At 60.5% G+C, this 20027-nt stretch carries 17 protein-coding genes; 8 read left to right on the top strand and 9 right to left on the bottom strand.

Features of this window, described 5'->3' with window-relative positions; translation table 11 throughout:
• The 6 genes from NZ453_RS13705 to NZ453_RS13680 all read left to right on the top strand — a co-directional run bounded on the left by NZ453_RS13705 (position 1) and on the right by NZ453_RS13680 (position 4814).
• Positions 1 to 1023, top strand: a complete 1023-nt coding sequence (locus NZ453_RS13705) for an RnfABCDGE type electron transport complex subunit D (RefSeq protein WP_263771216.1) — start codon at positions 1 to 3, stop codon at positions 1021 to 1023.
• Positions 1020 to 1676 (top strand): electron transport complex subunit RsxG, encoded by a 657-nt coding sequence (gene rsxG, locus NZ453_RS13700; protein ID WP_263771215.1) that lies wholly within the window; start codon positions 1020 to 1022, stop codon positions 1674 to 1676. Before NZ453_RS13705 ends, rsxG begins: the two co-directional genes overlap by 4 nt.
• 67 nt (positions 1677 to 1743) lie before the next feature.
• The gene (locus NZ453_RS13695; protein ID WP_263771214.1) at positions 1744 to 2430 is read left to right on the top strand and encodes an electron transport complex subunit E; all 687 of its coding nucleotides are present in this window, start codon (positions 1744 to 1746) and stop codon (positions 2428 to 2430) included.
• An 8-nt stretch (positions 2431 to 2438) separates the two neighbouring features.
• On the top strand, positions 2439 to 3116 hold the full coding sequence (nth, locus tag NZ453_RS13690; protein ID WP_263771213.1) for an endonuclease III: 678 nt from the start codon (positions 2439 to 2441) through the stop codon (positions 3114 to 3116).
• 152 nt (positions 3117 to 3268) lie between these two features.
• Entirely contained in the window at positions 3269 to 4402 is a 1134-nt protein-coding gene (locus NZ453_RS13685) for an FIST C-terminal domain-containing protein (protein ID WP_263771212.1), read from the top strand.
• Positions 4383 to 4814 (top strand): DUF1841 family protein, encoded by a 432-nt coding sequence (locus NZ453_RS13680; RefSeq protein ID WP_263771211.1) that lies wholly within the window; start codon positions 4383 to 4385, stop codon positions 4812 to 4814. Before NZ453_RS13685 ends, NZ453_RS13680 begins: the two co-directional genes overlap by 20 nt.
• 18 nt (positions 4815 to 4832) lie before the next feature.
• Here the strand turns inward: NZ453_RS13680 and tfpB are convergent, their stop codons facing one another.
• The gene (gene tfpB, locus NZ453_RS13675; RefSeq protein ID WP_263771210.1) at positions 4833 to 6623 is read right to left on the bottom strand and encodes a type IV pilus assembly ATPase TfpB; all 1791 of its coding nucleotides are present in this window, start codon (positions 6621 to 6623) and stop codon (positions 4833 to 4835) included.
• A gap of 473 nt (positions 6624 to 7096) precedes the next feature.
• Between tfpB and NZ453_RS13670 the strand changes: the two genes are divergently transcribed.
• Both NZ453_RS13670 and NZ453_RS13665 read left to right on the top strand, forming a co-directional pair.
• Positions 7097 to 10114, top strand: coding sequence for a PAS domain S-box protein (locus NZ453_RS13670; protein WP_263771209.1), 3018 nt, complete (start codon positions 7097 to 7099; stop codon positions 10112 to 10114).
• Positions 10115 to 10226: 112 nt separating this feature from the next.
• Positions 10227 to 10661, top strand: coding sequence for a hypothetical protein (locus NZ453_RS13665; protein WP_263771208.1), 435 nt, complete (start codon positions 10227 to 10229; stop codon positions 10659 to 10661).
• Positions 10662 to 10711: 50 nt separating this feature from the next.
• On the opposite strand, the gene NZ453_RS13660 is transcribed toward NZ453_RS13665, so the two are convergent.
• The 8 genes from NZ453_RS13660 to NZ453_RS13625 all read right to left on the bottom strand — a co-directional run bounded on the left by NZ453_RS13660 (position 10712) and on the right by NZ453_RS13625 (position 19988).
• Positions 10712 to 11203 carry a DNA-deoxyinosine glycosylase gene (locus tag NZ453_RS13660; RefSeq protein ID WP_263771207.1) on the bottom strand — a complete coding sequence of 164 codons (492 nt, stop codon included), beginning with the start codon at positions 11201 to 11203 and terminating at the stop codon, positions 10712 to 10714.
• Positions 11204 to 11315: 112 nt separating this feature from the next.
• Positions 11316 to 13223: a molecular chaperone HtpG gene (gene htpG, locus NZ453_RS13655; RefSeq protein ID WP_263771205.1), complete on the bottom strand. Its 1908-nt coding sequence runs from the start codon at positions 13221 to 13223 to the stop codon at positions 11316 to 11318.
• A gap of 275 nt (positions 13224 to 13498) precedes the next feature.
• Positions 13499 to 14302 carry a DeoR/GlpR family DNA-binding transcription regulator gene (locus NZ453_RS13650; RefSeq protein WP_263771203.1) on the bottom strand — a complete coding sequence of 268 codons (804 nt, stop codon included), beginning with the start codon at positions 14300 to 14302 and terminating at the stop codon, positions 13499 to 13501.
• A gap of 588 nt (positions 14303 to 14890) precedes the next feature.
• Positions 14891 to 15517, bottom strand: coding sequence for a dihydroxyacetone kinase subunit DhaL (gene dhaL / locus NZ453_RS13645; protein ID WP_263771202.1), 627 nt, complete (start codon positions 15515 to 15517; stop codon positions 14891 to 14893).
• 15 nt (positions 15518 to 15532) lie between these two features.
• Entirely contained in the window at positions 15533 to 16528 is a 996-nt protein-coding gene (gene dhaK / locus NZ453_RS13640) for a dihydroxyacetone kinase subunit DhaK (RefSeq protein ID WP_263771201.1), read from the bottom strand.
• Positions 16528 to 17613 (bottom strand): glycerol dehydrogenase, encoded by a 1086-nt coding sequence (locus NZ453_RS13635; RefSeq protein WP_263771200.1) that lies wholly within the window; start codon positions 17611 to 17613, stop codon positions 16528 to 16530. Before NZ453_RS13635 ends, dhaK begins: the two co-directional genes overlap by 1 nt.
• 248 nt (positions 17614 to 17861) lie before the next feature.
• Positions 17862 to 19592: an ABC transporter substrate-binding protein gene (locus NZ453_RS13630; protein ID WP_263771199.1), complete on the bottom strand. Its 1731-nt coding sequence runs from the start codon at positions 19590 to 19592 to the stop codon at positions 17862 to 17864.
• Positions 19593 to 19679: 87 nt separating this feature from the next.
• A complete protein-coding gene (locus tag NZ453_RS13625; RefSeq protein WP_263771197.1) occupies positions 19680 to 19988 on the bottom strand; it encodes a DUF2160 domain-containing protein in 309 nt (102 codons plus the stop codon).
• Positions 19989 to 20027 lie beyond the last annotated feature (39 nt).

The following is a 20027-nucleotide window of genomic DNA, read 5'->3' as shown; positions in this document are numbered from 1 at the left end:
ATGAACTTCACGAGCCCGCCCTATTTGACTCAGAACGTCAGCGTCCAGCGCATCATGCTCAAAGTGCTGGCAGCGCTCGTGCCGGCTATCGCCGCGTATGTTTACCTGGTGGGGCCGGTCATCCTCGTGCAGATCGGGATCGCCAGCGTCGCTTGTTTGCTGGCCGAAGCCGCTCTGCTCAAATTACGCGACAAACCGCTCGCCCTGTTTCTCGGCGACGGCAGCGCGCTCGTCACCGCCTGGTTGATCGCTCTCTCCTTCCCGCCGCTCGCGCCGTGGTGGCTGGTGGTCGTCGGTTCGTTGTTTGCTATTGTCATTGCCAAGCACCTGTACGGCGGGCTTGGCCAGAACCCGTTTAATCCGGCGATGATCGCCTTTGCCGTATGCATCGTTTCGTTTCCGGCGCTGATGTCGCAATGGCCTCCGGTCGATATGGGGGCAGGAGTCGGTGAGCAGCTCGCGCTCGTTTTCGGTCACGCCCCGCGCATCGACGCCATGAACGGCGCGACACCGCTTGACGCGCTGAAAACCGCGCTCAAGCTGGGCGAGGGCCACACCTCTGTCGGCACGATTATGGCCGACGCCGCCGTCTTCGGCCGCGTTGCCGGGCGCGGCTGGGAGTGGGTAGCCGCCGCGTACCTGTTCGGTGGCCTGTGGTTGTGGCAACAGAAGGTCATCAGCTGGCACGCGCCGCTCAGTTTCATCGCTGGCATGGCCGTACTCGCCGGCAGCCTCTGGCTATGGGACCCGCAGCAGTTCGCCAGCCCGCTGTTCCATCTGTTCTCGGGCGGTACGCTGCTTGGTGCCTTCTTTATCGTCACCGACCCGGTATCGGGCTGTACGACGCCGAAAGGTAAATTGATTTTCGGTGGGCTCGCCGGCGCCCTCGCTTACGTGATTCGCGTTTTCGGCGGTTACCCCGACGGGGTTGCCTTCGCGGTGCTGCTCCTCAATATCGGAGTCCCGCTGATCGACCTGTACACGCAGCCCGCGATCTTCGGCATGAAGGGCAGGAAACCATGACGCCGCCGATCAAGCCGCTTTCGGCGCCCAAGATGGCGGTACGTACGGCCGTCATCCTGTTCATTTTCGTCGTCATCTTCACGGGGCTCCTCTCCGGCGCCTACCTATGGACGAAGTCGGCGATTGACGTCGCGGCGGCGGAAGAGAAAATGAAGCTGGTCGACGAGGTACTTCCCCGGAACGCTTACGATAACGATCTGCTCAAGGACGCGATCAGTCTGCCGCCATCTCCCGCCCTCGGTACCGAGGACGTTTCCACCGCGTACCGCGCCAAACGTGCCGGACAAACGACGGCCGTGGTGCTGGAAGCAGTCGCACCAGACGGTTACGCAGGCCGCATCCATCTACTGCTTGCAATCGGAACCGATGGCACCGTACTCGGCGTCCGGGCCACACAGCACAAGGAAACACCCGGTCTCGGCGACTACATCGAGCCGAAAAAGGACAAGAACAAGAATCGGCCGTGGATTACTCAGTTCGATGGTTTGAAGCCGGCTGAGATCGAGGAACGCGACTGGAGGGTACGCAAAGACGGCGGCCGTTTCGATTCGGTCGCCGGAGCGACCGTGACCCCGCGTGCGGTCATAAAGGCCGTCCGCAAGGCAGCGCTGTATGTCGCCGAAAACCGCGAAACGTTTTTCGCCGCCCGCTGACGAACAAGCAAGGCCCTGTTTGGAAATCCGGAAATACCGAGCCGTCAAACTGCACTGAGGAAACACCATGACGCGCAATGAACTACGGCAAATCATCGCCAACGGAGTGTGGAAACAGAACACGAGCCTCGTACAGATTCTCGGCTTGTGTCCGCTGCTCGCGGTCACCACGAATCTCGTCAATGGCGCCATGCTGTCGCTGGCAACGATCGTCGTCATGGCCATGTCTGGCGCGGCCATCGCCAGCCTGCGCAACCTGATCCCGCACGAAATCCGCATCCCGGTGTTCATCCTGATTGTCGCCGCTTTGGTAACCATTGTCGATTTGCTGTTCAACGCGAATCTGCACGATCTCTATCTCGTCCTCGGCATTTTCATTCCGCTGATCGTCACCAACTGCATCGTCCTGGCTCGCGTAGAAGCCTATGCCGCCAAGAACCCGCCGTTGCAATCGATCTTCGACGGCATTTTCATGGGTACGGGGATGCTGTGGACGCTTTCGCTGCTCGGTGGGCTGCGCGAGCTCATCGGCCGCGGTACGCTCTTCTCGGGAATCGATATGGTCTTTCCCGGGCTGCAGCCGCTGCAACTGCTTCCCGACGATTACCCTGGTCTCCTGCTCGCCATGCTGCCGCCCGGTGCGTTCATCGTTCTCGGTTGCCTGATCGCCTGGAAGAACTGGGTCGAGGCACGCGCAGCAGCGCGCAATCAACGTCGGACGCCCGAACCAGTCTCCGCGGCTGGTTGCCACTGAAGAGCCTGATGAACGCCGCCAAGCGTAAGGAAATTTTCGCGCGGTTACGCGCCGACAATCCAACGCCAACGACGGAGCTCGAATTCGGATCAACCTTTCAGTTGCTCGTCGCCGTCATCCTCTCGGCACAGGCGACCGACAAGAGCGTGAATCTCGCCACGCGCAAGCTGTTTGCCGACGCACCCACGCCCGAAGCCATCCTCGCTCTCGGCGAAGACGGGCTGATTCCGTACATCAGCCGCATCGGCCTGTACAAAGCGAAGGCGAAGAACGTGATCGCAACCTGCCGCCTGCTTCTGGAACGGCATGGAGGAGAAGTGCCCGGCGAGCGGGCGGCGCTGGAGACGCTACCCGGCGTCGGTCGTAAAACGGCGAGCGTGATGCTGTCAACCGTTTTCGGCGAAGCCGCAATCGCCGTCGATACGCACGTATTCCGCGTCGCCAACCGTACCGGACTGGCTCCTGGAAAAACCCCGCTTGCTGTCGAACTCAAGCTGCTAAAATCCGTTCCCGACGAGTTTGTCCATGACGCGCATCACTGGTTGATTCTGCACGGGCGCTATGTTTGCAAGGCGCGCAAACCGGAATGCTGGCGTTGCGTCATTGCCGACTTGTGTGAGTACAAGAACAAGACCGCGCTCTACGGACCCGATTCCGCGATCGAGGAAGGTCACGCCGGCGCCTGACAATAACAGCGATAGACAGGACAGGAGCCTTTTGATGCGTCGCCACATTCGCGTTTCCCGCCCCATCGTCCGAACCACTCGCTGATCGCTTTCGGCCACTCTCAAAGCCGAGTCCCTTCGCTCAATCGAACGAACTTCTACGGTCCTCTCCCATGCCCGTCGCCACGGCGCTCGTATCCGGCAACGACCCAATACCTCAACTCGCCGAACGCGCTGTTCAGCAAGCGCTTACGCGGGCAGGCCTAGTGCAGGCCAACGCCGTGCTGCTCTTTCTGACGCCCGAGTATACGCGCCATGCACAACCGGCCGTGGCAGCGGCCGCGCGAGCGGCACGTTGCATCCAGGTCGCGGGGGGCATTGCCTCGGGCGTATTCACCGAATCGGGCTGGGTTCTCGATCGGCCGGCGGCCGTCGCCATGGTACTCGGGGGCGAGTTCTCGCTTGCTCCGGGCGAAGGAGCTTCGGGCCTCCTGCTGAGCTACGCTACGGGCAACGTGCCGCCCCATTGGAACGTCACCGGGAAACGCTTTGGTGCCACCTTCGCCGGCAGCTTCGCGGGCACGGCGGCGCCTACCGATCCGGCGGCATGGGAACATGGCCGCCTCACCGAATCGAGCGCCTGCTGCGTCAAGTTGCTTGGGGCTGACATTTCGGTCGGTGTGTCGAGTGGGCTACGATTGCTCGGTAAGGCCAAGCGCGTGGAGCAGAGTAACGGCTATGACCTCGAACGGATCGGAAGCCAGACCGCGTTGAAAAACCTTGCTCGCGCGGTTCCCGCGGAGTTGCGTGAGAATTTGGGCCGGCAATTGCATCACCTCGCCGCCGTTCTCTTCGATGAAGAGGCGGGAGCCAGGAATGAACTGCGCGAGGGGCATGGCCGGGCGCTCGCCTTGCTCGCCGCTAATCCCGACGGCTCGCTGACGCTTTCCGAGCAGGTGACACCCGGTCAATCGCTTGCGTGGGCCGTTCGGCAGCCGCTCACAGCAGAAGCCGACATGCGCGGTACGATCGATCAACTCGCCGCCCGCTCCGGCCACGAACCGGCGTGTGCCCTGATGTTCTCATGCATCGGTCGCGGGCCCTATTTCTACGGCGGGGAGGATCGCGACCTGCGCGCGATGACCGAACGTTTCCCCGGACTTCCCATTCTGGGCGTCTATGGAACGGGCCAGATTACCCCGGCAGTTCCTGGTGCGGCGGGCGAAAACAGACACGTCCAGAACACGGTGGTCACCGCGCTTGTCAGACATAATTTGAAGGTTGTCCATGTTCAACCCCTCGCGTGAGCAAGTCCGCCAATTCTTCTGTGAATCGTGGCGCAAGTATCGCGAACGGCAGATCCTGGAAGGAGCGGAAGCCGTTGCTGCCGACTTGATCGCCGAGCACCCCGAATACCACGCCCTGCTGGAGAATCCCGAGGCGGCCCTGGAGCAGGAGTTCACGCCCGAAGGGGGGCAGACGAACCCCTTTCTCCACCTCTCGCTGCATCTTGCGATCGCCGATCAGCTCAGCATCGATCAACCGCCGGGAATCCGTGCCGCTTATGAAGCCCTGCGCCAACGCCTCGACGTGCACGATGCAGAGCACGCGATCATGGATTGCCTTGGTGAAACGTTGTGGCAGGCACAACGGAATGGCGCCGGCCTCGATGCCGAGCGCTACCTGGAGTGCGTCAGACGCGCCGCGGGACGCGGCTGACCATACGCGCCATACCGACTAAAGGGTGGCGCGGCCGATTACCTCGGTAAGCGTAGTGATGCCCGTAGCGACTTTCATGGCACCGGAAATGCGCAACGGCTTCATGCCTTCGCGATAGGCAAGATCACGAATCTTGGCGAGGTCAGCGCCGTCGCTGATCAACTGCTTGATGTCCGGCGACAGCGTGAGAATTTCGTAAAGGCCGATGCGGCCGCGATAACCCGTCATACGGCAGTCGAGACAACCCACCGGCTGGTGGAAATGACTCGGTCGATTCGCTTTCCAGGGGGCGACGAGGCTGTCCCATAGCGCCTCGTCTTCGGGGGTCGCCGGTACCGACTTCTTGCAGTTCGGGCAGAGCACGCGTACGAGGCGCTGCGCCATCACGCCAAGCAGCGTGGCGCTGATCAGATAAGACGGAACCCCGAGGTCAACCAGGCGCGTCATCGCTGCCGGCGCGTCGTTCGTGTGCAGGGTCGATAGTACAAGGTGCCCTGTCAGTGCCGCCTGGATCGCCATTTCGGCCGTCGCGAGATCGCGGATCTCACCGACCATGATGATGTCCGGGTCCTGCCGCATCAGCGCCCGCACGCCCTCGGAGAAATCGAGGTCGATGGCGCGCTGCACCTGCATCTGATTGAACGCCGGCTCGATCATTTCGATCGGGTCTTCGATAGTGCACACGTTGACGGCGGGCGTAGCGAGTTGCTTCAGCGTCGAATAGAGCGTCGTCGTCTTCCCGGATCCGGTCGGCCCCGTTACCAGGATGATGCCGTGCGGGCTCTCGGCCATCGTCTTCCAGCGGCCCTGATCCTCGTCAGAAAACCCGAGGTCGGAAAAATTGCGCACGAGTACTTCGGGATCGAAGATTCGCATCACGAGCTTTTCGCCGAAGGCCGTCGGCAGCGTCGACAAGCGCAACTCGGCCTCCTGCCCGTCGGCGGTGCGCGTCTTGATCCGGCCGTCTTGAGGACGCCGCTTTTCGACGAGGTCCATACGGCCGAGGATCTTGATTCGGCTGACCATTGCCGCCATCACGCTCATCGGAATCTGGTACACCTGATGCAACACGCCGTCGATACGGAAACGGACGATACCGAGTTCGCGTCTCGGCTCGATGTGGATATCGCTGGCCCGTTGCTCGAAGGCGTATTGCCATAGCCAATCGACGATGTTGACGATGTGCTGGTCGTTGGCGTCGAACTGGCGATTGCTGCGCCCCAGTTCGACGAGTTGCTCGAACGACGATAACCCGGCGGCTTGTCCGCCGAGTTGCGATGCCCTCTTCACCGAGCGGGCCAGGTTGTAGAACTCGACGAGATAACGCGCTACGTCGGCCGGATTGGCAATAACGCGGCGAATATTCTTCTTGACGAGCGGCTGGAGTTCATTCTCCCAGTCGCGCAAGAAAGGCTCAGTCGTCGCGACGACGATCTCGAGTGCCGTGACCTGCACGGCGAGGATCCCGAAGCGCGTGGCATACGCGCTTGACATGATGTCCGTCACCGCCGTGAAGTCGATCTTCAGCGGATCGATGTGGTAATACTCAAGGCCAAGTTTGGCGGCCAGCCACTCGCCGAGTTCGTCGATCGCGAGCGGCCGATGTGGCGGCAAACGCGATTTCCATTTCTGATCGGCGATGATTGTCAGCGGGTGAGCGGAGAGGCGCTTGAGCCGACATTCCCTGATCAGCGCATCGGCTTCCGGCTGGCCAACGATGCCGTCGGCGACCAGCATGCCGAGAATCTCGGCTACTGTCAGGCGATGGTCCGGCGCGGTATTCGTAGGACTCGCCGTCTTCTCGGACATAACTACTTTCCAGGCAAACGATCCGGGGACTATACCCGACAAGCCGCCGCCGGCTCAATGCCGAACGTGTAAAGTGGTCGGCGACCTCATCTCGCTCCTGGCGCTCGTTCTGTGCATACCAGCCGTTCGTTCGGTTCCCGCTTCCAGCCGCCACTCTCCGCCATCTCGTATAGAATGCATTCATCTTGTAGCACCAAGGGGAACTCATACGTGTCTCCCTTTATGTACGCTGAAACGCCTACCGGCAAGGCCCGGCGGGCGGGAATACCCAAGTTTCTCGGCTGGCATCCGCACTCTCCGCACTCTGCTTCCGTCTGCCTTGCTGCGACGGATCGGCAAGGCGCAGCATGCTCTTGGCCGCCTGGCCGCGTACGTCACGCCGCGTACGACTTGGCGTGCCTCGTCCCATACCCTCACTAGCGCCGGTACCTCTTTCTGCGATTACCCGCCGTTCCGCCATGGCCGAGATGAGTTTGCATGATCAGACTGCCGCGCTGTACACCTTGTCGCTGGCGGTCGTGCCTGGAGCCGACACTCGTACGGTCGCTTCGCGGTTCCTGACCGCCCTCGCACAACATGGCGGGCTGGATGCGGCTATTTGGTACGCGACGGTCACGGGCACTGCATCATCAGACGATTCACCTGTGGCGCAAGCTGGCTCGCTGGAGCTTCTCGCCGCCACAGACATAGGTATACCTCACGCCAGCAAAATCGATTTCTCCCACCCGTTGTGGCAGCGCACCCGCGATGGCGTCACACATTGGTTTGCCGAGACCGACGGCTTAGGACTGCCCGACGCGCCGAATGGCGCTGCGGGGCCGGCGGCGCTTGCCGTCATCCCGCTTGGCGACAACGGCCTGCTCCTCGTTCGCGGTGTGCAGAGTGAGGGAGTGCGCCGATTGATTGAGAGTTTGTGGCCAGTCGCCGAGCGGTTGACCGGGACCCTCTACTGCGCCGTAGCCCAAACGCGAGCGCGCCAACTCGAAGCCCGGCTGACTGAAGTCTCGGCGGAGCTGGCGAACGAGCGCGCACGTAACGAGCAACATGCCCGCCGGCTTTCCGATGCACATTCCGAACGCCAGGCGCTGATCCACGTTCTGCCGGATCTCGTCTGGCTCAAGGACGCAGATGGCGTTTATCTGGCCTGCAACAACCGGTTCGAGCGGTTCTTCGGTGCGCCTGAACGGGACATCGTCGGCAAGACCGACTTTGACTTCGTCGATCGCGAGCTCGCCGAATCCTTCCGCGAACATGACCGAGCGGCAATCCGGAATGTCGGGCCGAGCGTCAACGAGGAATGGGTCACCTTCGCAGAAGACGGGCACCGCGAACTGCTCGAAACGACGAAGACACCGATGTACGACCGCTACGGCCATCTGATCGGCGTCCTCGGCATCGGCCATAGCATCACCGGCCGCAAGGGCACGGAAGAAACGCTGCGGGCGACCGAGGAACAGTCGCGCACGATCGCGACCATGTTGCGTCTGATGTGCGACAACGTGCCCGACATGATTTGGGCGAAGGGTTTGGATAAGCGCTTCCTGTTCGCCAACAAGGCTCTGTGCGAACAACTGCTGAATGCCAACGACGTGCGCGAACCGATCGGCAAGACCAACGCCTTCTTCTTCGACCGCGAGGTGGCACGCCATCCTGACGACCCAAACTGGCACACGTTCGGCATCCAGTTCGACGACAGCGACGAAATCACGCTGCAGCGGGGTGCGCCGACCGTCTTCGAGGAATCGGGGTACGTCAGAGGCCGCTTCGTCTACCTCGAAATCCACAAGTCGCCTTTCTTCGACGCCGAAGGCAAGGTTATCGGGACGGTAGGTTGCGCGCGCGACGTTACCGACCGCAAGCGCATCGAGGCCGAGCTCGACGAGCATCGGCGGCATCTCGAGGAGCTCGTCCATCGGCGCTCGGCAGCACTCGTCGAGACGGAAGCGAAGGCGAGCCTGCTGCTCGAATCGACAGCCGACGGTCTTTACGGCGTGGACACCGAGGGCCGCATCACCTTTATCAACCCGGCCGCCTGCCGGATGCTGGGTTATAGCGCGGCTGAAGTGGTCGGTCTCAGCGCCCACGCCCTCTTCCACCACAATCGCCATGATGGCCTGCCGTATCCGGCCGATGAGTGCCCCGGTCACGAAGCATTGTTGAGCGGGCGCGAGATTCGCGTCGACAATCAGGTTTACTGGCATCGCGACGGCCGCGCAATCCCTGTCATGTACGCGATGCACCCCATTGTGCAGAATGGCCGCAATACCGGCGCGGTGGTAAGCGTTGTCGACATCAGCGAACAACACGCCGCTGCCGAGGCGCGCGAGCAGGCGCTGATCGCCGCCGAGCATCTGGCGCGCGTGAAGAGCGAGTTCCTGGCCAACATGAGCCATGAAATCCGGACCCCGCTCAACGGCGTCCTCGGCTTCGCGCAGATCGGCTATCGCAGTTGTGACGACCCGGAAAAAGCGCGCAACGCCTTTGAAAAGATCCTCACTTCCGGAAGCCGCTTGCTCGGCGTGGTCAACGACATCCTCGATTTTTCCAAGATCGAAGCCGGCAAACTGAGCATCGAGCAGACCGAAATGACGCTTGATGAAGTCATCGACCATGCGGTGACGCTGGTCAACGACCGAGCCCAGGCCAAGCATCTCGAGTTGTACGTTGAAAAAGCGGACGATTTGCCCGCCGTATGCGTAGGCGATCCGTTGCGCCTTGGCCAGATTCTCCTCAATCTGCTTTCCAATGCCGTGAAGTTTACCGAGACGGGAAGCGTGACGTTGTCCGCCCTGCGCGACGAGGCGGACCTCGTCTTCCGCGTTGCCGACACGGGGATGGGCGTGGAGCAGGAGCAGGTGCAGCACCTCTTCAACCCTTTCCAACAAGCCGACGGCTCATCCACCCGCCGGTTCGGTGGTACGGGGCTCGGCTTGGCGATCTGCAAGCGCCTGCTCGAACTCATGGACGGCGACATCCGTGTCGAGAGCTCACCGGGTGCGGGCAGCGTGTTCGAGTTCCGTGTGCCGTACATCGAACCCTTGCCGGGAAGCACCCTGCCGAAACGCGAGTCGCCGATCGTTCCTCCGCTCCAGACGACGCATCCGCTCGGCGGTGTCTCCATCCTCGTTGTCGAGGACGACGCGATCAATCAGATGGTGCTTGAACACAACCTCACCGAAGACGGGGCGATCGTCACCATGGCGGGCAACGGGCGCGAAGCGGTTGATTTCGTGATGCGCGACGGTCCGGACGCCTACGACGTGGTGCTGATGGACGTGCAGATGCCGGAAATGGACGGTTACGAGGCAACGCGCCGTCTCCTGCAAATCGCTCCCGGGCTGCCGATCATCGGCCAAACCGCGCACGTTCTCGGCGACGAGCGGGAAAAGTGTTTCGCCGTCGGTATGGTCGAGCATGTTGCCAAGCCGACCGATCCCGACGTCCTTACGAACATCGTCGTGCGCCTCGTTTCTTCCCAAGCGGGGCGCTGAAAGCGAAGTTCGGCCTTGGTGGATGCAGGCCGCGCACGCTACAATCGGCAACAGATATGCAGGCCGGATCGCAGACCGGAATACTGCTCTTGCTGACGAAAATGCTTACCGAATGAACAAGGATCACTCGATGAAAACGTTGCTGGTTGTTGCCTCGCTGACTTTGGCGCTCGCTGCCTTCCCGGTCGCCGCGCAACAAGGGCCGGCGGGCGTTCCAGGTGCCCCCGGGTTGGTACCGGAGCCGCCGCCCGCTCCAGCGCGCAGCGCCGAGCCGACGCAACGACCGAAAGTCGACTGCAAGGTCGACAAGAACGTTCCCCAATGCAAGTCCCGTCCGAGCACGCCTCGTAAACCGCGCGATGTCTGCCAGACCAAGGCCGGCGCCGGGCTCAAGCAATGCGAGAAAACCCGCCCAGCGGGAAGCGACTGCGGCAAGGCGGCCGACCCCATGCTTTGCGCTCGCCATGCCAAAGCGCGCGAAGTCTGCAAGGACAAGACGGGCGCCGAGCACCGTCAGTGCTTGCGCGACACGTTGACGGGAAAGTAGGAGTGCCGAAGCGCCTTCGGTCACCGACGCCGACCAGCGCGACGGCTAGTTCAGGGCGCGAGTAGCGTCCGCCATTGCTCGACCTTGCGAGCAAAAGCGAGCGTGTAGGCGGGGCTCGTCGAAGGCAGGACACGGGTTTCATAGCCCCGCTCCGTAAAGAAGCGTTCGAACCGGGCCGACGTTTTGCCGTTGAATCCGACGCGCCGCAGACGCGGCGCCTCTGCCTGGAGCCGGCTGAAATCGTTGGCCTCCGCCGCTTGGATCGCCGAATCGAGCGCGCCTTCGCGGAGACACTGGCGATATACGTCCCAGACGCCGATGTGATGGCACAGCAGGCAGCGCTGCTTGTCGGCGTAGGCCATATCCACAAGGGGTTCGCCGAGGATTTCGTCCAGCACTCGCCAGAACTGGTTCTGCCGGTGCGCGTAGTAGTGTTGCGCGGCGAGCGACGCCGGTGAAGGGAAGCTGCCGAGGACCAACGTTTCCACCTCGGTGTCGATGATTGGAGGCAGCCCTTCGAGGAGACACGAATCCCCGTTCAAACCGCCTCCGCTTCCGTTCCAGCGAGGAAACTGCCCATGGCGCGAACATCCGCCGAAGACCGCGTGCTGCCCCAGCAGCGCACGGTCGGCAGCACCACGGGCGGAAGGCGCATTACTTCGACAGCGCCATCATCAGTTCATTGATGCGTCTCACGAAGCCGGCCGGATCGTCCAGCGTGCCGCCCTCGGCGAGCGTCGCCTGCTCGAGCAACAGGTTGGCCCAGTCGTCGAAACGAGCTTCCTCGTATTTCAGTCGCTGCACCGCCGGGTGCTTCGGGTTGATCTCGAGGATCGGCTTCATCTCGGGCGCCTTCTGCCCTGCCGCCTTGAGGATGCGCGCCAGATTGCCGCCCATGTCGTGCTCGTCGGCGACGACACAGGATGGCGAATCCGTGAGACGGTGCGTCACGCGTACGTCCTTGACCTTCTCGCCGAGCGAGGTCTTGATCTTCTCGATCAGTTCCTTGTACTCGTCGGCGGCCTGCTCAGCCTCTTTCTTCTCCGCTTCGTCTTCCAGTTTGCCGAGGTCGAGCCCGCCCTTGGCCACGGATTGCAGCTGCTTGCCGTCGAATTCGGTCAAGTGACCGGTAACCCACTCGTCGACGCGGTCGGAGAGCAAAAGCACCTCGAGGCCCTTCTTGCGGAAGATTTCCAGGTGTGGGCTGTTCTTCGCGGCCGTGAATGTCTCCGCCGTCACGTAGTAAATCTTCTCCTGCCCTTCCTTCATGCGCGACACGTAATCGGCCAGAGAAACGGTTTCCTCGGGCGTATCGGTGTGCGTCGAGGCGAAACGCAGCAGCTTGGCGATGCGGTCCTTGTTCGCGAAGTCCTCGCCGACGCCCTCCTTGAGCACGCGGCCGAACTCGGTCCAGAACTTGGCGTACTTCTCTTTCTCGGCCGCGTCCTCGCTGTCGGCGAGACCTTCGAGCATCGACAGCACTTTTTTCACGCAGCCGCCGCGGATCGTCTCGATGTCCTTCGACTCCTGCAGAATCTCGCGCGAGACGTTGAGCGGCAGGTCGTTCGAATCGACGACCCCGCGCACGAAGCGCATGTACAGCGGCATCAGTTGCTCGGCGTCGTCCATGATGAACACGCGGCGCACGTAGAGCTTCACGCCGTGACGGGCGTTGCGGTCCCACAAGTCGAACGGCGCACGTTGGGGCACGTACAGGAGCTGCGTGTATTCCTGCTTGCCTTCGACCTTGGCATGCACGTACGCCAGCGGGTCCTCGAAGTCGTGCGCGACGTGCTTGTAGAACTCCTTGTACTGCTCGTCGGAGATCTCCGACTTCGGACGCGCCCACAAGGCGGAGGCCTGGTTGACCGTTTCGTCTTCGTCGGTGGCGACCTGTTCTTTCTTCTCCTCGTCCCACTTTTCCTTCTTCATCAGGATCGGCAGCGTGATGTGGTCGGAGTACTTGCGCACGACCTGGCGCAGCTTCCAGCTGGAAAGAAATTCGTCCTCGCCTTCGCGCAGGTGCAGAATGACGTCGGTGCCGCGCCCAGCCTTCTCGACCATCTCGACCGAGAAATCGCCCTCGCCCGCCGACTCCCACTTGACCGCCTGGCCTGCCTCAACGCCGGCACGACGGGAGATCACCGTGACCTTGTCGGCAACGATGAACGACGAGTAGAAGCCGACCCCGAACTGCCCGATCAGATGCGCGTCCTTGGCCTGATCACCGGTCAACGCCGAGAAGAACTCGCGCGTGCCCGACTTGGCGATGGTGCCCAGATGCTCGACGGCTTCGTCGCGGATGAGACCGATGCCGTTGTCGGAAATGGTGATCGTGCGTGCCGTCTTGTCGAAGGAAAGACGGATCTTCAGGTCGGGATCATCGCCGTAGAGCGACGCATTGTTCAACGCCTCGAAACGCAGCTTGTCGCAGGCGTCGGAAGCGTTCGAGATCAGCTCGCGCAGGAAGATTTCCTTGTTGCTGTACAGCGAGTGGATCATCAGGTTGAGCAACTGTTTGACTTCGGCCTGAAAGCCCAGGGTTTCCTTGTTGGCGCCCATTGAAATACTCCGTAAGAGGTCGGTTTATTTGTGTCGATAATTCGATTTGCCCGGCACGCGTCTTTTGCCGGCCGCGCAGACGAACTGCTACGTGGGGGCGGCGGGTTCTTTTTCAATCCCCCGGGACCGCATTACGCATACGCCAGAGGCGAAGGCGAGCGCTCCATCGCCATGCGGGAAAACAAGAATCGCTCGGCGAATGCCGACGAAGCAGTTGATCTGACTTGCGGAAAAACGCCAACCCCGCGCGTCGGCTTGACCGTTGAAGCAAGCCGTCAGTCGTCGGACTCTTCCTCGACAGGATCCGAGACATGCAACTCGACCTTCGCCTTGTGCAGTTCGGCCATGATGCTTTCAGGCGGCTGGCGATCGGTAAACAAAACATCGATCTCCGAAATGTGTCCGAGGCGAACCATAGGATTGCAACTGAACTTCGTGTGGTCCGTGACGAGGATGACCTGACGCGCGTTTTCGATGATCGCTTGCGCCACCCGAACTTCGCGGTAGTCGAAATCGAGCAGGGTTCCATCGCCGTCCACCCCCGAGATACCGATGATGCCGTAATCGACTTTGAACTGCCGTACGAAGTCGATCGTCGATTCCCCGATCACCCCCCGATCGCGGCGGACAACGCCGCCAGCGACGATCACCTCGAAGTCCTCGTTGTCGCAGAGGGACGCGGCAACGTTCAGGTTGTTGGTGATGATGCGCAGTTTGCGATGGCCTCGCAGCGCTTTCGCCACTTCCTCGGTCGTCGTGCCGATATTGATGAAGAGTGAAGCATTGTCGGGAATGTACTCGGCGACCATGTGCGCGATACGGATCTTCGCTTCATGGTTGAGCACCTGCCGAGTCGGGTAATCGACGTTCTCGACGCTCGATGCCAAGCCCGCGCCACCGTGGTAACGCCGCAGAAGCCCCTTATCGCAGAGCTCATTGATATCGCGGCGTATCGTTTGCGCCGTCACCTTGAACGTCTTGCTCAATTCTTCGGTCGACAGAAAGCCGCTTTGCTTGGCCATCTCAAGAATATCGAGATGGCGTTGGCTCAAGCTCAACTGCGATAGCCGTGTCTTCATTTTCACTCCCGTTGTTGGCGGCCCGTTGCAACCGGCAATGTTTCATCGCGCCGCGTTCGCCGACGATTGGAATCGAGCGAGCGCGATTCTAACCGATACCGCCAAGCCATATTCGGCGCGCGTTGGCGCAACCATTGACAAAGTGAGGAAGCACACAATAACGTTCGTTTGCGAACATTGCAATTTTCATTGGAAACACCCACTCCTCCCCTAGGCAGCAGGTATTGTTCCAATAGCCATGACAACGACACAGGGGAAGTGAAAAGGGGATGCGGCGGATGTCCACGCCTTTCTCTCCGATGCATTTGACAAGGGCACCGGCATCGCGCGAAAAAAAGGGCACTCAAATTTTCCGAGCGCCAGGTCGAACACGATCCTGATGGAAATCGGCAGATACCGCGTGGCGCTATAGGCTAAGCGCCGGTAAATATGGCTTCGCTGCTATGGTCCCTGCGGCAGCTCCAAGAAAATACTTGGCGACAGGACGCTGCATCCGCGCCCTCGCAGGAAAGCGCTCCTTGACGAAAAGGCAATCCGACCGTCAGAACAGGCGCGCGCTAGCCTTGACGGTCGGAATTGCTGTCCTCATTAACGTGCCAGCAAACGGTTGAAGATGATGCCAATTGCCGTGGCACCTGCATCTGGGAAGCTGATGCTCCGATCGCCAACATAACTGGCCCGGCCTTTAGTCGCCGCGATCAGTTTGGTGCTTTCGCCGCCGGCCACGGCCGCCGCCGCACTTTTGGGGAGCGCCACAGCAAACGTTTCGGCGGCACTGCCGCTCGCCTTGATCGATTCCACTGCGGGGATCAGAGCATCCAGCAGGGTCTTGTCACCCAACTTCGCGCCCCCTCGCTTTTGAACTGCATCGATCGCCGCTTGTACCATTTCGCCAAGTTCAACCAGATTCAGAGCTTCCTTGCCATGAGCATACTTGCCCATGGCGCGGAATCCAGAACCCCAGATCGGGCCTGAAGCCCCACCGCAATGCTCAGTGATGATCATGCCGCAGTCTTTTAGGAAGGCTCCGATGTCATCCCTGCTGTGGTTGGCCCACTCCGCCTTGACGACTTTAAAGCCCTTCGCCAAAGACATCCCGAAATCGCCGTCGCCGGCGGCCGAGTCCAGCTCACAGAAAGGCACTTCGTTTTCAATGATGATGTCGCACATTGAAGCGATCGTGCCGATTACCTGGTCTTTTGTGAAGGTTTCCATACATTCCTCTAACGTTCAGATCTTGAGTGCTGGCGTGTCGGCGGCGGCGTCGAGCAGGGCCTTGGTTTGCGCATCCAGACGAAGCACGGTAATTGAAGCGCCCGCCATGTCGATGGCCGTCATGAAGTTGCCAACGAAGGTGCGATAGATCTTCAGCCCCTTGGCCTCAACGCAATCAGCCACCGAGTTGTTCAGCAGGTACAACTCTTGCAGCGGCGTTGCGCCAAGACCGTTGATCATTACGGCGACTTCTTCTCCCGCTTTGAACGGCACGTCGTCGACGATCTGGTCAACCATCCGTTTTGCCAACTCAGCGGCACTCGGCAATTTCTCGCGCGCGATACCGGGTTCGCCGTGGATGCCGACCCCGAATTCGATTTCATCTTCGGCAAGCGAGAAGGTCGGACTGCCCTTGGCTGGGACCGTGCAGGACGTCAATGCGAAGCCGAGGCTGCGGACGTTGGCAATCACTTTTTCCGCGACCGCTTTCACCTCCTCCAGCGACATGCCCTGTTCGGCGGCGGCGCCAGCGATCTTGTGCACGAAAATCGTACCGGCCACCCCGCGACGCCCCACCGTATAAAGGCTGTCTTTGACGGCTACGTCGTCATTCACGTAAACGCGGGCTACCTTGATGTCGTCGTCTTCTTCGGCCATTTCAGCAGCGGCGTCAAAATTCATGCAATCGCCCGAGTAGTTCTTGACGATCAGCAAGGTGCCTTTTTCACTCTGGGTTTTCAGAATGGCGTTGTAGACCTGAATGGTCGAGGGGGAGGCAAACACGTCGCCGCACACCGCCGCATCCAGCATACCCGTGCCGACAAAACCGCCGTGTGCCGGCTCGTGGCCGCTACCACCGCCGGAGATCAGGCTCACCTTCTGCTTGTTAACCTTGGCACGGCTGATGATCTTGAACTTCTTGTCAAAAGCCAATTGCGTCGGGTGCGCCTTGATCATGCCTTCACACATCTCTATGACAAGGTCTTCAACCTTGTTGAGGACCTTTTTCATTAGTGAGCTCCCAGCTTGTCTGCGGCGAAGATGGCGCCACATACCATTTCCGGCGTGACCGCGAACGGCATGTTATGAATCGTCTCGCCGGCCGCCGTTGCGCCAACGGCCACCTTCATCACCTTCTCGGGCGTTACTTCCTTCACGCCCAGATCGGCCAGGCAGGTCGGCAACCCGACGGACTGGCAGTACTTGATGGTACGTTCGAGTTCTTCCTGAGGCGCGTTTTCCAGAACCAGCTGAACAATGACGCCGAAGGCCACCTTCTCTCCGTGGAAGAAGTGGTGCGTCTCCTCGAGAACCGTCAGGCCGTTATGCACTGAGTGGCAGGCAGCCAGGCCGGAGCTCTCGAAACCGAGACCTGAGAGGAGGATGTTGGCTTCGACGATGTTCTCAAGCGCCATCGTGACGACATTGGCTTCGCAAGCCGCCTTGGCTTTCAAGGAATCCTCGAACAGCGTTTCGTAGCAGAGTTTGGCGATCGCATTGGCGGCCATCGTGCTGTGACCGTGCGAAGCGTTTTGTGCGAATGACTTGGCGCAAGCGCGGGCTTCGACCCATGTTGAGAGCGCATCACCCATGCCGGCCACGAGGAAGCGAACCGGAGCGCGGGCAATCACGCCGGTGTCGACGAGGACCAGATTCGGGTTGCTGGGGAAGAAGAAATATTCTTCGAACTCGCCTTTTTCGGTATAGATGACGGCTAACGCGCTGCAGGGCGCATCGGTCGAGGCGATGGTCGGAACAATGATCACGGGTTTCTTGGTGAGATGCGCGCAGGCCTTGGCCGTATCGAGCGATTTGCCGCCGCCGAGGCCGATAATGACATCCGCGCCTTTTGAATCGACGACGGCCTTCAGACGATTGACTTCCGCCCAACTGCATTCGAGGTTGAAACCACCGGAAACGAGTTCGAAGCTCACACGCTTCTGTGCTTCATCCAGCATTGACTGCACGCGACCCTGATCGTCTTTCGAAGAAATCAGGAGAGCCTTGCTGCCGAACGACTTGACGTATTCGCCCAGATTGCACAGTTCGTTTTCGCCCTGAACGTATCTCGACGGGGAGATCATGATCTTTTTCATGCTGCTTCCTTTCAGTTTGTCTGTTTGAAAAGTGTCTTAAATCAATTCGTGCTTGGCTTCACTCTGCAGGACGAACTCCTCACCTCTGCAGTGGCTGACTCGTTCTGGTTTGATGCAAATCCCTGCCGCCGCCCGTTGGCCAAGTGCTCGTCCTGAACGAGGATCGGCAGGGAATAAATGATCTCTGGTGCCGCCATCCCGACCGTGCAGGCTCGGGATGGCGTGATTGCAATGACTACAAAGCGCAGTTAACGGACCTTGCCGGCTTTCCAAGCGTTGAGCAGCGCGTCATAGGCGATGGTCTCGCCCTTCGGCTTCTCGTTCGCGAGCTTCTTCCACGGGGCGGCCGTGTCACTCAGATACTTAGCAGGATCGCCCTTCGGATTCATCTTCGGGGCGCAGCGGGCCATCCCGGCGCGCTCGAGTCGGGCCATCACCTGATCCATTTCTTCGGCCAGGTTGTCCATCGCCTGCTGCGGCGTCTTCTCGCCCGTTACCGCGACGGCGACGTTCTTCCACCACAGTTGCGCAAGTTTAGGATAGTCGGGCACGTTGGTCCCCGTCGGTGTCCAGGCCACGCGCGCCGGGCTGCGATAGAACTCGACCAGTCCGCCGAGCTTCGGCGCCATTTCCGTCATTGCGGCAGACTGAATGTCGGACTCGCGGATCGGCGTCAGACCAACGATCGTCTTCTTCAACGACGTCGTCTTCGACGTCACGAACTGGGCGTAAAGCCACGCGGCGGCCGTCCGGTTCTCATCCTGCTTGTCGAAGAAGGTCCACGAACCGACGTCCTGATAGCCGTTCTGCATGCCTTGTTTCCAGTACGGGCCGTTCGGGCCAGGGGCCATGCGCCACTTCGGTGTGCCATCCTCGTTCACGACGGGCAGGCCCTTCTTGGTCATGTCCGCCGTGAAGGCGGTGTACCAGAAGATCTGCTGCGCGATCTGGCCTTGCGCCGGTACCGGCCCGGATTCACCGAAGGTCATGCCGGTCGCTTCTTTCGGCGCGTACTTCTTCATCCAGTCGACGTATTTGGTGAGCGCATAGACGGCTGCAGGCGAATTCGTCGCGCCGCCACGAGCGACGGAAGCCCCCACTGGGTTGCAACCATCCGGAGTCGTGCGGATGCCCCACTCATCGATTGGCTTGCCGTTCGGAATCCCGATGTCGGCGGTGCCGGCCATCGACAGCCACGCATCGGTGAAGCGCCAGCCGAGCGACGGGTCCTTCTTGCCGTAGTCCATGTGCCCGTAGATCGGCTTGCCGTCGATCGTCTTCACGTCGTTGGTGAAGAATTCGGCGATGTCTTCGTAGGCGCTCCAGTTGAGCGGAACGCCCAGCTCATAGCCGTATTTGGCCTTGAACTTGTCCTTCAGATCCTGACGCGCGAAGAGGTCGGCACGGAACCAGTAGAGGTTGGCGAACTGCTGGTCCGGCAACTGGTACATCTTCTTGTCGGGCGCGGTGGTGAAGCTGCGGCCGATGAAGTCCTCCACATCGAGCCCCGGGTTCGTCCATTCCTTGCCCTTGCCCGCCATGTAGTCCGTCAGGTTCATGATCTTGCCGTACCGGTAATGGGTCCCGATCAAGTCGGAGTCGCTGATCCATCCGTCATAGATCGACTTGCCCGACTGCATCGACGTCTGCAGTTTCTCGATGACGTCGCCTTCCTGGATCAGGTCGTGCTTGACGTTGATGCCGGTGATTTCCGTGAACGCTTTGGCCAGGGTCTTCGATTCATATTCGTGTGTGGTGATGGTTTCGGAGACAACCTGGATCTCTTTTACCCCTTTGGCTTGCAGCTTCTTGGCTGCTTCGATAAACCACTTCATTTCGGCCATCTGCTGGTCCTTGTTCAGCGTTGACGGCTGGAATTCATTGTCGATCCACTTCTTTGCGGCAGCTTCATCGGCCCAGGCGTGCCCGACCATTGCATATGCAACAGCGACTGCTAGTACGGAGTAACGTAATTTCACAATCAGTCTCCTCAGAAGTTTAAGACCCCTGTTTGTAGGTTGTTTCGGCTCCAGGGGGTAGCAGGCCGAACCTTGTTATTGCATTCCTTAACCTTTTCGCATAATCACGACGAGCAGGATCATCGATGCAATGAAGCTGATCCAGATCGAGGGGTCGGTTTCCATTCCAAACAGCGCAGCCAGCTTGCCGCTGACGCCGACGAAGGCGAGATTCACGTAGGCCGCAGATAACAGGCCGACGAACAAGCGGTCGCCGCGCGTCGTCTCGATTGGAAGAAACCCTTTCCGCAGAGCGGTGGGAGATTTCTTTTCCCAAACCGTCATACCGACGAGCATGAGGGCGATGCTGGAAAAGAAGACCGCTACCGGCGTGGTCCACGCCATCCATTCAAGCATGTTGATCTCCAATCAAACGCGGCCCATCGCGAAGCCCTT

Source organism: Propionivibrio soli, from assembly GCF_025770765.1.
In the GTDB taxonomy this organism is placed as follows: domain Bacteria; phylum Pseudomonadota; class Gammaproteobacteria; order Burkholderiales; family Rhodocyclaceae; genus Propionivibrio; species Propionivibrio soli.
This window is presented reverse-complemented; position numbering and strand designations above follow the sequence as displayed.

Bases quoted from the DNA above. Each gene is read 5' to 3' on its own strand.
- NZ453_RS13705 (WP_263771216.1), top strand. From the start codon at position 1: ATGAACTTCACGAGCCCGCCCTATTTGACTCAGAACGTCAGCGTCCAG.
- rsxG (WP_263771215.1), top strand. From the start codon at position 1,020: ATGACGCCGCCGATCAAGCCGCTTTCGGCGCCCAAGATGGCGGTACGT.
- NZ453_RS13695 (WP_263771214.1), top strand. From the start codon at position 1,744: ATGACGCGCAATGAACTACGGCAAATCATCGCCAACGGAGTGTGGAAA.
- nth (WP_263771213.1), top strand. From the start codon at position 2,439: ATGAACGCCGCCAAGCGTAAGGAAATTTTCGCGCGGTTACGCGCCGAC.
- NZ453_RS13685 (WP_263771212.1), top strand. From the start codon at position 3,269: ATGCCCGTCGCCACGGCGCTCGTATCCGGCAACGACCCAATACCTCAA.
- NZ453_RS13680 (WP_263771211.1), top strand. From the start codon at position 4,383: ATGTTCAACCCCTCGCGTGAGCAAGTCCGCCAATTCTTCTGTGAATCG.
- tfpB (WP_263771210.1), bottom strand. From the start codon at position 6,623: ATGTCCGAGAAGACGGCGAGTCCTACGAATACCGCGCCGGACCATCGC.
- NZ453_RS13665 (WP_263771208.1), top strand. From the start codon at position 10,227: ATGAACAAGGATCACTCGATGAAAACGTTGCTGGTTGTTGCCTCGCTG.
- htpG (WP_263771205.1), bottom strand. From the start codon at position 13,223: ATGGGCGCCAACAAGGAAACCCTGGGCTTTCAGGCCGAAGTCAAACAG.
- NZ453_RS13650 (WP_263771203.1), bottom strand. From the start codon at position 14,302: ATGAAGACACGGCTATCGCAGTTGAGCTTGAGCCAACGCCATCTCGAT.
- dhaL (WP_263771202.1), bottom strand. From the start codon at position 15,517: ATGGAAACCTTCACAAAAGACCAGGTAATCGGCACGATCGCTTCAATG.
- dhaK (WP_263771201.1), bottom strand. From the start codon at position 16,528: ATGAAAAAGGTCCTCAACAAGGTTGAAGACCTTGTCATAGAGATGTGT.
- NZ453_RS13635 (WP_263771200.1), bottom strand. From the start codon at position 17,613: ATGAAAAAGATCATGATCTCCCCGTCGAGATACGTTCAGGGCGAAAAC.
- NZ453_RS13625 (WP_263771197.1), bottom strand. From the start codon at position 19,988: ATGCTTGAATGGATGGCGTGGACCACGCCGGTAGCGGTCTTCTTTTCC.